This window comes from Faecalicatena contorta (assembly GCF_022835095.1).
GTDB classification, from domain to species: domain Bacteria; phylum Bacillota; class Clostridia; order Lachnospirales; family Lachnospiraceae; genus Faecalicatena; species Faecalicatena contorta.
On the sequence record NZ_BQNQ01000001.1, the window covers coordinates 436,918 to 452,037 of the forward strand.

Annotated in this window: 13 protein-coding genes; 12 read left to right on the forward strand and 1 reads right to left on the reverse strand. The window is 48.0% G+C overall.

Annotated features, from left to right (window positions below; genetic code table 11):
• Positions 1-7 precede the first annotated feature (7 nt).
• The 11 genes from MWG26_RS01960 to MWG26_RS02010 all read left to right on the forward strand — a co-directional run bounded on the left by MWG26_RS01960 (position 8) and on the right by MWG26_RS02010 (position 12,816).
• Positions 8-460 (forward strand): VOC family protein, encoded by a 453-nt coding sequence (locus MWG26_RS01960; protein ID WP_025654448.1) that lies wholly within the window; start codon positions 8-10, stop codon positions 458-460.
• A 9-nt stretch (positions 461-469) separates the two neighbouring features.
• The gene (locus MWG26_RS01965) at positions 470-1,651 is read left to right on the forward strand and encodes a phosphopentomutase (protein ID WP_025654449.1); all 1,182 of its coding nucleotides are present in this window, start codon (positions 470-472) and stop codon (positions 1,649-1,651) included.
• Complete coding sequence (locus tag MWG26_RS01970) at positions 1,644-2,813, forward strand: iron-containing alcohol dehydrogenase (RefSeq protein WP_025654450.1); 1,170 nt, start codon at positions 1,644-1,646, stop codon at positions 2,811-2,813. Before MWG26_RS01965 ends, MWG26_RS01970 begins: the two co-directional genes overlap by 8 nt.
• Positions 2,814-2,822: 9 nt before the next feature.
• The gene (locus tag MWG26_RS01975; protein WP_025654451.1) at positions 2,823-4,148 is read left to right on the forward strand and encodes an amidohydrolase family protein; all 1,326 of its coding nucleotides are present in this window, start codon (positions 2,823-2,825) and stop codon (positions 4,146-4,148) included.
• Positions 4,149-4,173: 25 nt separating this feature from the next.
• Positions 4,174-5,265: a BMP family ABC transporter substrate-binding protein gene (locus MWG26_RS01980; RefSeq protein ID WP_025654452.1), complete on the forward strand. Its 1,092-nt coding sequence runs from the start codon at positions 4,174-4,176 to the stop codon at positions 5,263-5,265.
• Positions 5,266-5,377: 112 nt separating this feature from the next.
• Complete coding sequence (locus tag MWG26_RS01985) at positions 5,378-6,214, forward strand: nucleoside phosphorylase (RefSeq protein ID WP_025654453.1); 837 nt, start codon at positions 5,378-5,380, stop codon at positions 6,212-6,214.
• Positions 6,215-6,301: 87 nt separating this feature from the next.
• Positions 6,302-7,834, forward strand: coding sequence for an ABC transporter ATP-binding protein (locus tag MWG26_RS01990; RefSeq protein ID WP_025654454.1), 1,533 nt, complete (start codon positions 6,302-6,304; stop codon positions 7,832-7,834).
• Positions 7,824-8,909 (forward strand): ABC transporter permease, encoded by a 1,086-nt coding sequence (locus MWG26_RS01995; protein WP_025654455.1) that lies wholly within the window; start codon positions 7,824-7,826, stop codon positions 8,907-8,909. Before MWG26_RS01990 ends, MWG26_RS01995 begins: the two co-directional genes overlap by 11 nt.
• Position 8,910: 1 nt before the next feature.
• Positions 8,911-9,855, forward strand: coding sequence for an ABC transporter permease (locus tag MWG26_RS02000; RefSeq protein WP_025654456.1), 945 nt, complete (start codon positions 8,911-8,913; stop codon positions 9,853-9,855).
• Positions 9,855-11,852 (forward strand): transketolase, encoded by a 1,998-nt coding sequence (tkt, locus tag MWG26_RS02005; protein ID WP_117441002.1) that lies wholly within the window; start codon positions 9,855-9,857, stop codon positions 11,850-11,852. The genes MWG26_RS02000 and tkt overlap by 1 nt, the downstream gene beginning before the upstream one ends.
• 184 nt (positions 11,853-12,036) lie before the next feature.
• Complete coding sequence (locus MWG26_RS02010) at positions 12,037-12,816, forward strand: DeoR/GlpR family DNA-binding transcription regulator (RefSeq protein WP_025654458.1); 780 nt, start codon at positions 12,037-12,039, stop codon at positions 12,814-12,816.
• 98 nt (positions 12,817-12,914) lie between these two features.
• On the opposite strand, the gene MWG26_RS02015 is transcribed toward MWG26_RS02010, so the two are convergent.
• On the reverse strand, positions 12,915-14,162 hold the full coding sequence (locus MWG26_RS02015) for a uroporphyrinogen decarboxylase/cobalamine-independent methonine synthase family protein (protein ID WP_117440984.1): 1,248 nt from the start codon (positions 14,160-14,162) through the stop codon (positions 12,915-12,917).
• A gap of 127 nt (positions 14,163-14,289) precedes the next feature.
• Between MWG26_RS02015 and MWG26_RS02020 the strand changes: the two genes are divergently transcribed.
• Positions 14,290-15,117 carry a helix-turn-helix transcriptional regulator gene (locus MWG26_RS02020; RefSeq protein WP_117440983.1) on the forward strand — a complete coding sequence of 276 codons (828 nt, stop codon included), beginning with the start codon at positions 14,290-14,292 and terminating at the stop codon, positions 15,115-15,117.
• The last annotated feature ends 3 nt before the right edge of the window (positions 15,118-15,120 follow it).

The window sequence follows — 15,120 nt, forward strand, 5'->3', positions numbered from 1 at the left end:
CAGGAACATGAGCAAGTTGGAAATGTTAACAAAGTTAAATGATATCTGCTTATTTGTAAAAGACTTTCAGGGAGCTCTTAAATTCTATACAGAAAAGTTCGGGTTCAAAGTTAAGAGACTACAGCCAGACCCGGAGCACGCCAATTACGCGGAATTTGAATTCCATGGGACGGCAGTGACGCTCTGGGATAAAAAGGGGCTCTGCGAAGTAGTGGATCATACCTATATTGATGGAGATGGACATCATTTTATGATGGCTGTGAAGGTTCCGGCTCTGCAGGATGTAGACGATATAGCGGAAGAATTGATTGGCAACGGGGTAAACTGCATCAAGGAACCGACTACCTACGGTTTTGGCTCCAGAGCGGCTTATTTTCAGGATTTTGAAGGAAATGTATGGGAAGTGTTTGCCTGGGAAGAAGGCAATGGCCCGGGTCTTCTGGATGAAGTGAAAGAATAGGAGGAAGCCATGCCAGGTTTTACAATTATCGTGCTGGACAGCGTAGGGGTCGGTGAGCTTCCGGATGCAGCAGAGTTCGGAGACACAGGAACCAATACGCTGAGGCATGTGGACGAGTACAGAGAAGGGCTGAATATCCCGAATCTAAAGCAGCTTGGGCTATACAATATCCAGGGCACAGGACTTACTGGGGTCAGAGCTCCCAAAGGGTGTTTCGGAAAAGCTGCAGAGCTGGGAAAGGCAAAGGATACAACGAATGGACATTTCGAGATTGCCGGACTGACAGTGAAGACGCCGTTCAAAGTATTTGGGGAATCCTTTCCGCCGCGGATTATCGAGGAGCTGGAGCGGCGGATTGGGACGAAGGTGATAGGGAATTATCCGGCGTCCGGTACCGAGATCATCAAAGTACTGGGAGATGAGCATGTAAAGACCGGGTATCCGATCGTTTACCTGTCTGCGGACAGCCTGATGCAGATTGCGATGCACGAAAGTATCATCCCTTTAGAGAGGCAGTATGAGATCTGCCGGATTGCCAGGATGCTCCTTACAGGGGATGACACGGTAAGCCGTGTGATCTGCAGGCCGTTTACGGGGGAAAGCGGCAGCTATTACCGCACGGAAAACAGGAAAGACTTTTCCGTAGACCCGCCGGGATATACAGTTTTGGATCTCCTGCATGAGAAAGGGAAAGAGGTGATCGGCGTCGGGAAGATTGAAGATATTTTCAACAGGCGCGGCCTGACAGAAATCAATCACACGAAGAATAACAGAGAAGGCATACAGGCTGCCCTGTCTTATCTGAAGACAGGATTTGACGGACTTTTATTTGTGAATCTGGTTGATTTTGACATGCTGTACGGACACCGCAATAACCCGCAGGGATATGCCGAGGCGCTGGAGTACTTCGATACATTTGTACCTGAGATGGCCAGTCTTCTGAAGGAAGACGATATTCTCCTGATCACGGCGGATCATGGGTGCGACCCGACGACGCCGGGAACAGACCATACAAGAGAGTATATTCCGATCGTCGTATACGGGAAGCGGCTGAAGGCAGGAATTAATATAGGAACCAGGAGTACATTTTCAGACATTGCGGCGACCGTTGCAGAATATTTTGGCTATGAGTTTGAGGCGGGTACCTCTTTTCTGAAGGAGATTGAAAGGGAAGGTAGGATATATGGATAGTTTTGAATTTATGTCACCGACAAAGTTTATTCTGGATAAGGATGCAGACCAGCTTTGCGGGCAGGAAGTTAAGAAGATATCTGATCAAGTGTTATTTGTCCATTACGGGGATGATTACATGTATAAGTCCGGGCTCCACGCAAGGATTATCAAGGCTCTGGAGGCGGCGCAGGTGACGTATTATGAGCTGCCCGGGGTAGAACCGAATCCAAAGGTCGGCCTTGTCCGGGCGGGTGCAGCGCTTTGTAAGGAGCATCAGATCGGCTGTGTGCTGGCAGTCGGGGGCGGCAGTGTCATTGATACGGCTAAGGCAGTTGCCCTGGGGGCAAAATATGACGGTGATGTGTGGGACTTTTACAGCAAGAAGGCCGTTCCGGTTGATGCGCTTCCTGTGGGCACGGTTATGACACTTCCGGCGACAGGAAGCGAAGGCAGTAACGGCAGCGTGCTGAATAATCCGGAGACAGGCGAGAGCGCGGATGTCATGGCAGATTTTTTAAGGCCGGCATTCACCTTAATGAATCCCGATCTGACACTGACGATACCGAAGAGACAGACCGTATTTGGCATTATCGATATGTTCTCCCATGTACTGGAGCGGTATTTTTCAAGTTCTGTGGATGTGCATCTGACAGACTATATGTGCGAAGGTGTTATGAAGGCAATCTTAGTCAATGCCAGGGCGTTGATGGAGAACCTGGATGATTACAATGCGAGGGCTGAGTTCATGTGGACGGCTATTGTAGCACACAACGGGCTTCTTGCAGCCGGAAGGAATCAGGACTGGGCGACGCATACGATCGGCGCACAGCTGAGCGCGCAGTATAATGCGGTACATGGCTCGACCCTTTCCGTGTTATTTCCATGTTGGGCGAAGTACGTATACAAAGAGAATCTTCCGAGATTCGTACAGTTTGCGAACCGCGTGTTTGACGTTGAGATAGATTTCTATGACCAGGAGAAGACCGCTTTGGAGGGAATACGAAGATTGAAGGAATTTTTCCAGTCTATGGGCGCTCCCGTGACATTAAAGGAAATCGGAGTCGAGAGCGATGAGAAGTTCCGGAAGATGGCAGAAGACGCATGCAGGTTCGGCAATATCGGTGGTTTGAAGGCTCTGAATGCCGATGATGTAGAAGTGATTTACAAAATGGCACAGTAAGGTGGGTATATGAAGTATGAAATAGGTATCAGCGGGGCAGTCATCGTCTCGGCACACAACCGGTACCGGCCGTTTATCGGTTCGGTAGGCGTGTCCGGGGACCGGATTGCGGCCGTTATGGAAGGAAAACTAAAAAAGGAAGACTGTGAGGTCTGGCTGGATGCCGATGGAAAGATCCTGATGCCCGGACTTGTCAACGGGCACTGCCACGGGGACATGACACTGGCGCGCGGGCTGGGGGATGATTTGACTTTGCTGGAACAAAACCATAAGTTTGCTGATACCGGGTGGTTTTATACCCTGATTGACGACGAGGACAGGTTCTATTCCCGGCAGCTAACCTATTGTGAGGCGCTGCTTTCCGGTACCACATTTATAATGGAAAATATGTACTGGGGGCTGGGAGAAGACTCTGTCCGGGCGATGAAGGAGGTTGGTATCAGAGGCGCTCTGGCGGAGGACGTCCGGGTAGATTTTCAGAGACCGGATGCATTTATATCAGAACAATTTCTTACAGAGTTTATCAGAGTGTGCAGAGAGAATGGTTTGGTTCCTGTACTGGGTGGGATTTCGGAAGAGGATTACGATACGGAGAGGCTGAAAAGGATTCAGGCAATCGCAGAGCGGCATAAGATATTGCTTACCTGCCATTTAGCGGAGAATACATGGCGGCAGGATATTGTAAAAAAGAAGTACCATGTGCCGGCGATTGCATATCTGCATCAGAACCGGCTACTGAATCCGGGCGTCATCGGCTCCCACGTAGTATACGCCTCCGAAGACGAGGTGCAGCAGCTTGCACAGACGGATACAAAAGTTGTGAATACGCCGCTGTGCGAGATGAAGATCCAGGACGGCATCGCGCCAATCCCAGAGATGGTTAAGCAGGGAGTTACTGTATGCCTGGGGACAGACGGGGCTATGTGGAACAACTCCAACGACATTTTCCGGGAAATGAAAGGGATGTCGCTGCTCCATACGATCCATAAAGGAATCCGCAGTTTGAAGAAGACGGATATTCTGGATATGGCGACAATCAACGGGGCGAAGTGTTTTGGACTGGAAAACGACTATGGAACTATCGAAGCAGGGAAGAAGGCAGATTTTATTCTAATCGAGACAAGAGCTCCCCATATGCAGCCGATGCTTTTGGGGGAAATGGAGACGGTAACATCCGCTCTTATCTATAATGCAACAGGCCGTGACGTAACGGATGTTTTTGTGGACGGAAGGCAGGTAGTAGCGGATCGTGTATTGCAGACAATAGACGTAAAGGATGTCATGGAAAAAGTGCAGAAAGTTTCGGAAAAAATAGGAAGGGCACTTTCTTCATAGAAAAAAGAAAAGGAAGGAACATATTATGAAAAAACGAGTATTGGCAGTTATGCTGGCAGCAGTGATGGTGGTTGGACTAGTGGCAGGATGCGGAAAGAAAAACGAACCTGCGGCCGCAGATGGGAAAGAGGATGGAGGAGAGAAGCAGTTAAAGGTTGCGCTTGTTGTAAACCAGAAGTTCGGAGATAAGGCTTCCATGGATGACCTTGCAAAAGGCGCGGATCAGGCGGCGGAAGATTTTGGGGTTGAGATTAAAAAGCTGGAGTCTGCTGAGGCTTCTAAATTTGAGGAAGATGTGCGGGCAATGTCCAAGGCCGGATATGACTTGATCGTAACCACATACGGTTACATGACAGACGCTACAAAGCTTGTTTCAAAGGAATATCCGGATACCAAGTATGCGGCAATCTTCCAGACTATCAATGACGGCAGTGATAAGTATGAAAATGTATGGGATACGGAGTTCCACGGCGAAGGAGCGTTCTACCTTGGCGGCTATATTGCCGGAAAATTGACAAAAGCAAATCATGTAGGTTTTGTTGTAGGCGCGGAGGAGCCAACGCCGAATGCGGAAGGCAACGGTTTTATGATGGGCGTGAAGGCGGCCAATCCGGATGCCACTGTTGAATTTTCTTATGTTGGAAGCTATGAAGATCCGGCAAAAGCAAAAGAAGTAACAAGTGCTATGATCTCAAAAGGCTGCGATGTCATTCAGACAGACTCAGGCGCTTCTAATGCAGGCGTGGTTGAGGCATGTAAAGAGGCCGGTATCCTGTGTGCAGGTGAGATCAGCGATTACTATGACACATACGATGGCTTTTATGGTATTGAAGGCATTGGATTTGGCGACACCGTATATAAAGCAATCGAAATGCTGCAGAATGGAGAATATCCTGGCGGAGAGCACGGAATCCGTGACCTGACAAACGGTGGTTACTTTATGGACTGGGATTCCTTCAACAGATTTGCAGACAGTAACGACGAGTATAAAGATGTGATGAAAGCAGCGATTGAAGAAGCACAGAAACTGGAAGAACAGATTAAGGACGGTTCCTTAAAAGTTCCATTTAATACAGACGTGCCGAACTGGGAAAAAATCAAATCTTCAGCAGAATAAATTAAAAACGGCAGAGGCTGCCCCTCAAGCTGCAGTAACAGGCAGCTTAAACAGGGCAGCTTCTGTAAGATAAGAAAATAAACGAAGCATTGTTAAAGGAGAGTCAATGATTATGGAAGAAAACATGAACAAAGCATCCGCACCAAAGGCAGAAAACGAGGGGGTATATCATCTCCAGCTGAAACCAGGGGATGTCCCGCCGTACGTGATCCTGCCGGGCGCTCCGGAGAGAACCTTAAAAATTGCAAAAAACTGGGAGGATGTGAAGGAAGTCGCATCCTATCGGGAATATAAAACAGTTACAGGAAAATATAAAGGGATGGATATGGCATGTACCTCCACAGGCATCGGCGGGCCAAGCTCCGAGATCTGCCTTCACGAGCTGAACACATTGGGCGTGCATACCTGCATCCGCGTGGGGACGACGGGCTGTATTGTACCGCAGTTCGATCTGGGGGATCTGATCATCCCGGTTGCCTGTGTCAGAAAAGACGGAACCTCTGCCACTTATGTAGAGCCCGAATTTCCGGCGTTTGCAAATACCTATGTGGTCATGGCCCTCATGGAGGCATGTGAGCGCCTGGGCTTTCGTTACGGACTGGGCCTGGATTACACGGTCGGCTCTTTTTACATTGGGCAGGGACGCCCCCTGAATGAGGATGGAAGCGGATACTGGCCTTCCTTTGCAGAAAAGATCATCCCGGATCTGCAGACTGCCGGCGTGACGAATATTGAGATGGAGACTTCCGGACAGTATGTTGTTGGTTATCTGCACGAAATGAGGATGGGAGCGATTCTTTCCGTAATTTCCAACAGAGTACTAGACCGCTGGGGCGACAATGGCGGGGAAGAAAAGGCCTGTCTGGCTGCGGCTGAAGCCATGAAAATACTTAAAGAGTGGGATGAAACAGGCGAAGTTAAACTGAGCGTAAAGAAAAATCAGGTATAGGTACGGAAAGACCGCTTATATAGCGGATGAGTAGAAAAGGCAACGGCTCAGACCTGCCTGAACTGTTGCCAGAAAAGGAAGGATAATATGGCAGTAGCGGTTGAAATGTTGAATATATCGAAATTCTTCCCCGGCGTTGTGGCGAATGATAATGTATCTTTAAGCGTGAATGAGGGGGAGATACTAGGACTGATCGGTGAGAATGGCGCCGGTAAATCGACGATGATGAATATGCTGTATGGGATGATGGAGCCGGATCTTGGCGTAATCAAGCTGTCCGGGAAGGAAGTCCGGATCCAGTCTCCAAATATGGCAATTAAACTGGGGATTGGAATGGTACATCAGCATTTCATGCTGATGCCCAATTTAAGTGTTCTACAGAATATTATTTTAGGAAAGACACCAACTAAAAATGGGTTGATTGATACAAAAGAGGCAAAAGAAAAGATCCAGAAGATTATGGACACCTATGATCTCCCTGTAAATCTGGACGAGAAGATATACCAGCTGTCCGTCGGAGAAAAGCAGAGAGTGGAGATTATCAAGGCGCTGTACAGGGAGGCCAGAATCTTGATTCTGGATGAACCGACTGCCGTTTTGACGCCCACGGAGACGGACAAGCTTCTGGAGGTACTGCGGCTTTTGAAATCAAAAGGCTGTGCGATCATATTTATTACACACAAGCTCCGTGAGGTCATGGCAATCACCGACAAAATTGTAGTTATGAGAAAAGGCCTTGTAACAGGAACTCTGGACACCTCTGAGGCAAATACGGAGGGACTTTCCGATATGATGGTCGGAAGAAAAGTAAACCTGGAGATTGAACGGCAGGGGTACCGGCCGGGGGAAAAAGTACTGGAGGTCAAAGATATAAGGGCCTTAAACCAGAGAGGGCTTCCGGCCTTGAACGGGATCAGCTTCCACGTTTCCAGGGGCGAGGTTGTAGGCATCGCAGGAGTAGAAGGCAATGGGCAGACCGAGTTGATTGAGGTTGTCTCAGGCATGCTAAGGCCCACGGGCGGCCAGGTAATCTTTGAGGGAAAAGATGTGACGGCGCAGAATGTACGTCAGAGAAGAGAAGGCGGAATGTCCCATATCCCGGAGGACCGGCTGAAGATGGGCAGCGCGGTCAACTGTACCATCCGAGACAATCTGATCCTAAACAGGTACTATCAGAAGCCATACTGCAAGGGCGGTATTCTGGACAATAAAAAGCTTCATGATTTGTCGGAGGATCTGTGCAAAAACTTTGATGTTAAGACACCGGATTCCGATTATAAACTGGGGACGCTTTCCGGCGGAAATATGCAGAAAGTGATCTTTGCGCGAGAGATGGAGGCAGACCCTGATCTGCTGATAGCGGCGCAGCCCACCCGCGGGGTGGATATCGGCGCCATCGAATCCATCCATCATAAAATCATTGAAGTGCGGGATTCTAACCGGGGCGTGCTGTTGGTCAGCGCGGAATTAGACGAGATACTTTCTCTGTCAGACCGCATCCTGGTTATGTACGAAGGAGAGATTATGGCTGAATTCAAACGTGGAGAAGCTGATGAGCGTACCATTGCAGCCTATATGACAGGAGCAAAGAGACAAGGCGGTGATGACGATGAAAAATAAAGAAAACAACAGAATATTATCTACACTTGGCGTTGTAGGAAAACAGATCAGCCTGATCGTCATTGCGCTGATTCTGGCAACCATCTTCCTGGCGGTTTCCGGTTACGAGCCATTGGCGATCGTAAACGGAATTTTCGACGGGCTGACCATGGATATCGCCGGTACGATCCGCTGGGCAACGCCCCTGATTCTTGCCGGTCTCGCAATCTGCGTCACTTACAAAGCAGAGGTTTTCAATCTGGGTGTGGACGGACAGCTCTATATGGGGGCTGCGGCAGCAACGGCGGTAGCCGTAAATATTCCGGAATCAATGAATCATTTGGCGGCGCTGGTGCTTATCTTCCTCTCTGCCATGCTGGCAGGAGCGCTGTTTGCAATGATACCTGCTCTGATGAAGGTGTTCCTGGACACAAACGAGGTTGTATCGACACTGCTTTTAAACTTTATTGCAGTATTATTTGTGGAATATCTGGTAACGGGCCCGCTGCGTGACCCGGAGGCGGGGACGAACCTCAATGCCAGCGCTATTTTGAATGAAAATACCTGGCTTCCGCGTATTTCGTACTTCGAACCTTCCTCTGCAAACATCGGATTTTACATAGCCGTCATAGTCATGATTATATTAACATTTATTTTCTTCAGGACGGCCTTTGGTCATGAAATTAAAGTGGTTGGCTCTAATCCGGTTCTGGCGAAATATGCCGGAATGAAGCCAAAGAAGACGATCCTTCAGGTCATGGCGATGAGCGGTGCAATCGCGGGGGTTGTCGGGGCGGTTGAGGTGACAGCGGTACAGCACAGGCTTTTGGCAGGCTTTAATCCTGATTTTGGCTTTGACGGAATCGTAGTATCCCTGCTGGCAAATAACAATCCAATCGGTGTATTGTTCTCCGGTATTTTCTTCGGCGCCCTGAAGAACGGCGGAATTAATATGGAACGTATCACAGATGTGCCGTCGGCGGTAACAGATATAGTAACGGCAATTATATTTATTACAATCAGTGCAAAGTTCCTGCTTCCGAAGTTAAAGAAAAAATTAGCGAAAAAGACACCGGCAAGTGAAGGAGGTAAATAGGATGAATTTAGCAGTTATTTCTGATACATTGGCATCTATGATACGTATTGCCACTCCTTTGATGCTGATGGCCTTAGGGGGGCTTCTGTGCCAGCGGGCAGGTGTTTTCAATATTGCGCTGGAGGGCTTCTCACTGGTAGGTGCATTTGCCGCCATAGCGGTTGTCCAGTTTACAGGCGGAAGTGTATGGGCAGGCCTGGTGGGTGCGATGCTGATCGGCGCTTTGTACAGCGCCTTGTTCGCCCTGTTTGTTACAAGGTTCAAGGCCGATAACATTATTGCCAGTATTGCTATGAACATGCTAGGGGCCGGACTGACCTCGTATCTCTTACGCGCGATGTTTGGAGTGCAGGGAGCTTACACACCGGATAAGATCGGTAAGCTGGAGATGATACAAATTCCTGTTATTAAGAATATTCCGATCCTGAGCTGCATCAGCGGGCAGAGTATCGTGACTTATTTTGCCATACTGCTAATCGTTGTGATCTATATTATATTATTTAAGACAAAGATGGGATTAAGTATCTGCGCGGTTGGGGAGTCCGAGATTGCAGCGAAGACCGCAGGCATCAAGCCGGCGGTTGTAAAATGGCAGGTCATTCTGATCTCAGGAGCATTGTCAGGGCTTGCGGGTGCGTATCTGTCCACGATTTCTGTTTCCCAGTTCTCGGAAGATATGATCCAGGGGAGAGGATTTAATGCCTTTACGGCACTTGTATTCGGAAATGCACATCCGATATTCTCTTCACTGGTAACACTGCTCTTCGGGCTTGCAGATGCAATCGGAATTAGAATTGAGCTGATGGGAATGAATATTTCACCTTCTATCATCAAGATGTTCCCATTCATTTTCGCGATTCTTGCATTGGCAATCAGCTCTTATACGACAAAGCTGAAGGTAAAAGGCGTGATTGGTCATAAAAAGAAAAAGGAGAAAACAGCATGATTAAGCAAATAGAGAACTTAGCAGTGAATGCAATCCGGGTTCTGTCTGCGGATATGGTGCAGAAAGCAAATTCCGGGCATCCGGGGCTGCCTTTGGGCGCCGCCCCGATTGCATACGAAGTATGGGCGCATCAGATGTCCCATAATCCGGCGGATCCGAAATGGATCAACCGAGACAGGTTTATCCTGTCAGCGGGGCATGGCTCTTCCATGTTATATTCCCTTCTGCATTTATTTGGATATGGGGATCTTGGAACCGATGATCTGAAAAACTTCCGGCAGTTAGGTTCCCTGACCCCCGGACATCCCGAATACGGGCATACAGTCGGCGTAGAAGCAACGACAGGACCGCTTGGAGCAGGGCTTGGCATGGCGGTGGGGATGGCCATGGCGGAAAAGCACCTGGCTGCGGTGTTCAACAGAGAGGGATATCCCGTCTTTGACCATTACACATTTGCGCTTTGCGGAGACGGCTGCCTGATGGAGGGAATCTCCTCGGAAGTTATGTCTCTGGCGGGTACCTGGGGGCTTGGAAAATTGATTGTCCTATATGACTCCAATTCCATCACAATCGAAGGAAATACGGATCTTGCATTTACCGAGGATGTGGAGAAGCGGTTCGAGGCCTTTGGCTTCCAGGTTCTTTCCGTGGAGGACGGGAATGATCCGGTGGCAATCGGAAAGGCAATTGAGCAGGCTAAGTCGGAAAAAGAGCGTCCTTCCTTTATCAGAATAACGACCAGGATCGGGCATGGAGTACCGGCAAAAGAAGGCAAAGCCAGTGCGCATGGAGAGCCGCTGGGCGAGGAAAATGTCAAAATACTGAGGGAGTCACTGGGCTGGCCTCTGGAGGAAGCATTTGCGGTGCCGGAGGAAATTTACGAACATTACCGGTCGCTGGCGCGTGCAGGCGCAGGAAAACAATATTTCTGGCAGCAGATGTTTGAGGAATATGGCAGTAAATACCCGGAACTGAAGGCAATGCTGGAAACATATTATGACTTTGATGCAGCATCCGGTCTTATTGACGATGAAGCGTTCTGGGCAAAAAATGGAAAAGCAGAGGCAACGAGGAGTATTTCAGGCAAGGTGCTGAATGCTGTCAAAGATCTGCTTCCGAACCTGATCGGCGGTTCCGCCGATTTAGGACCGTCGAATAAGACCGTTATGAATGGAGAAGCAGATTTTTCCGCCGAATGTCCTGTGGGCAGGAATCTTCATTACGGCGTCAGGGAACTTGGGATGACGGCCGTGGCCAATGGAATACTCCTGCATGGCGGACTGCGCACTTACGCGGCGACCTTTTTTGTATTTGTGGATTATATGAAGCCGATGCTTCGCCTTTCTTCTCTGATGGGGCTGCCGTTGATTTCGGTATTGACCCACGACAGCATCGGAGTCGGGGAAGACGGGCCTACCCACGAACCGGTGGAGCAGCTCACCATGCTCAGGTCCCTTCCGAACATGCATGTGTTCAGGCCCGCGGATGAAGTCGAGACAAAGGCGGCCTGGTATTCGGCGCTGACGTCCGCACATACACCGACCTGCCTGGTGCTCTCCAGACAGAACCTTCCTGTGCTTGCACAGACAAGCAGGGACGCGCTGCGCGGGGGATATATCCTTAAGAAGGAATCCGGTGAGGCAATCGATATGATATTCATGGCTACAGGTTCAGAAGTCAGCGTTGCCCTGGAGGCAGCCGGCATGCTGGAGCAGGACGGTATATCAGTCAGGGTAGTAAGTATGCCGTGCATGGATCTGTTCGCGGAACAGGATGAGGCATATCAGGAAGAGATACTTCCGAAAAGCGTTGCAAGGCGCGTTGCCATCGAAGCCGGCAGCAGCATATCATGGGGAAAATACGCCGGTATGGACGGATGTTATGTGACAATGGATGAATTCGGTGCATCGGCGCCGGCGGGGCAATTATTCGAAAAATATGGATTTACAGCCAACGCTGTGGTAAACTGTGTACGGAAAAAGTTTCCGCAAGTTTAGATTTCATGATATAATGTACGCAGAGCGTACATTATATCATTGCGCATTTGGCAGTTTCTGCAAAACCGCAGAAAGCTGCTGCGCATCCGCCTGAGGCATCGTGTCCGTTTGCGGTCATGATATAATAAACAACATGGTGGGACACATTTTCAGTGGGGAATTTGTAGAGTGAGAGGTATTTCTTTTGAGTAAAAAAGAGGATAGATTAAACCGGTTAATTGAAATATTGAAAAGGCAGAATGGCGCTACGATCCGTGATCTGGCACAGATGCTGGATGTATCTGAGATGACCGTGCGCAGGGATTTGGATGCACTGAAGGCAAAGAATGTGATACTGGACATTCCGGGTGCAGCGGTCCTGAATACCCAATATACGTATGAAGGGGAAGACGATGCATATCAACTCTCTATGGCAACCCGCTCGCATGCAAAGGAGAAGGAGCGGATTGGAAAGTTTGCCGCTTCCTTAATTCAGCAGGATGACTGTGTGATCATTGATAATGGATCTACAGTGGAATATCTTGCGGATAGTATTGCAAAGGACATGAAAGTAACGGTCTTTACCTGTAACCTGAATATCTTGAATAAGATTTGCAGTAACCCCAATATTTCTATAATTTTTGGCGGCGGCTATTATCATCCGGATACGACCTTGTTTGAATCAGCGGAAAATATCACGTTGATCAAAAATATCAGAGCCACAAAGGTTTTTGCATCGGCTGCCGGGGTTCATGATACCATGGGTGTTACCTGCATGAATAATTATGAGCTGGAGATCAAACAGACCATTATCCAGTCGGGGGCAGAGAAGATCCTGCTGGTAGACTCCAGCAAGTTCGGGATGATTAAGCCCTGCTTCGTAACAGAGCTGGACATCTTTGACAGGATCATTACAGACAAGAATATCTCAGAAGAATGGATACAACTGATCCAGGAGAAAGGGATAGAATTGGATATGGTGTAACGGGAACGGACAGGCACTTCTTTTATGGGGAGGTGCCTGTTTTTGTATTTTAAAAACAGACATTCCCAGTATAATGCATTGCCCATCCGTACCTTAGGCTATAATCCGTTATTAACCAGCTCCATCGCAATCCTTTCCCATGTAATTAAATGATCCAGACGATGTCCCACCGTGCTGATATCTTTTAATAAGATTTCAGCCGGGCAGTGGTTGCGTTCACAGGCCCGTAGTATTTCGGATAGCTCAGACCGAATTAAATCTGGGTTGGAAGCGGCGGAGACAACATTCGTGGGTGAAGGCTTAGCCGACAGTACATAATCCCTGCCAATCTTCTCCGCAGCCGCATTCACATCGGCCCAGGGTGAAATAGAGATTTTCCTCAGATTCGGAATCTGGCGGAGAAGCTCTATTTTTGTGTCCAGAGGTTCACAGCATCCATAGTATACAAATCCGAAGGGGGCAAGCGCCTCTTTGGCATACTGTATTTCAAATTCATCATGCATCTGTGGAGAGACATTTGAAAATATCTGAGCCAGGCCACGCCCCCATACGTTACCGGCGGTAATGTGCTCATAATCCCCGATTCCATCACGGAGTGTCTTGGATGCGGCGCAGGAACAGTGCACATAGGCGCTGTCAGGATTTAACAGATTTAAGTCCTCGTATTGGCGTATTGTTTCTGTGAAGATATCAGTTAACCGGCTTACTAAAGCGTGCATGAATTCCGGTTCATCTATAAGATTATATAACAGCGTATCGATATCCATGTACTGTGCAATAATGTCCCAGGTGATCAGTCCAAGCATGTAGCCGGTGTCAGATCCGGTGATTTTGACCGGTATAATATCCCCCACAGCCTCCGCTATTTTATAAAAAATACGGAGTGTTTTTTCTTGATCATATCTGATCACCGGTGGATGGAGCCTGTCTATATCATGCATATCTCGTATTTGTTCCTTGTATTTATGGGAGACGATATCGTTGTCAGGATCGCTGGAGAGTCTTTCCTCCTGAACGGTCAGGCCCATGCCGGTTGAATGAATCTTTTTTTCAACGGACAGATAGGGCTTCACCAACATATCAGCAGGGAAATGTTTCCACTGAAACAGCGTTTTTCTCAGTTCATCTTCAAGCATTCTGAAATCCTCATCCTGACACAAAAGCGTCAGCGAACCGTCGTAGTTTAACTCACTCCAGGGAAGTTCATTCATTAATACAATAGGGCGCTCTGGATGCAGATCATTCACGGATGCATGAAGTTCATACATATCTTTTTGGTGGTCTGAAAAAGCAATCTGTGCGTACTGAGCTGCCAGGGTACGCAGAATTTTTACATCATTTACCATGGGGTACCTCCTGCCTGAAATTATTATACAATTAAATATGAGTGTGGTATTATGTTAATAAATTATTTGGGATTATACCAGAAGCATAGTTGCTTAAAATTTGTCATTTCTTGCAGGAGGGAAGATATTGAAGAACAAATATTATCATTTCAGCTACTTTAAAAGTGTATCTGCCGCAGCAGAAAAATGTCTTCTCGTTTCAGATGCTATGGCTTATACCGCCGACAGTGAGTTTCTAATTGACAGGAAGATTTTTAAAAATAATCTGGTGATGTATGTTCTGGAAGGACTGCTCTGGGTGGAACAGTATGGAAAGAAGTATGCTTTGGAGCCTGGACAGGGAGTTATGATGCGTCTGACAGATGCGCACAAGTATTACACCGATCTGGAGAAAACGGCACATATTTTATGGTTTCATTTTCGGGGTGCGGGCACGGAACAGCTCCTGGAGCAGCTGTATCAGGAGAGAAAACTGCCCTTTATCTTTCATGACGATGGCCTGGAAGATGATTTTTATAAGGCTTTTGCCATAGTACAGGAAGATACTGACAAGAAAGAATCTGAACTGGCAGGACATCTATATGGCATGCTTATGAGAATACTTTCAATCTACTCATTCCAGGAAGATCATATGGACAATATGCCCGTGGAAATCCAAGAAATCATACGTTACATGGAGTCACGATTATGTGATCATTTAGACCTGGATGCAATCAGCAGGCAGGCCGGGATGGGAAAGTATCATTTCTGCAGATTCTTTAAAAAATATTGCGGAATTGCTCCGATCGAATACTATAACAGCAGAAGAATGGAATTGGCATGCTGTCTCTTAAAAGATCCCCAGAAAAAGATAGAGGAAATATCAGAGCAGCTGGGATATCTGGATATCAGTTCGTTTAGTAAATATTTTAAAAATTATTTTGGGATTTCACCATCTGCATACCGCAGGCTCTAGAGC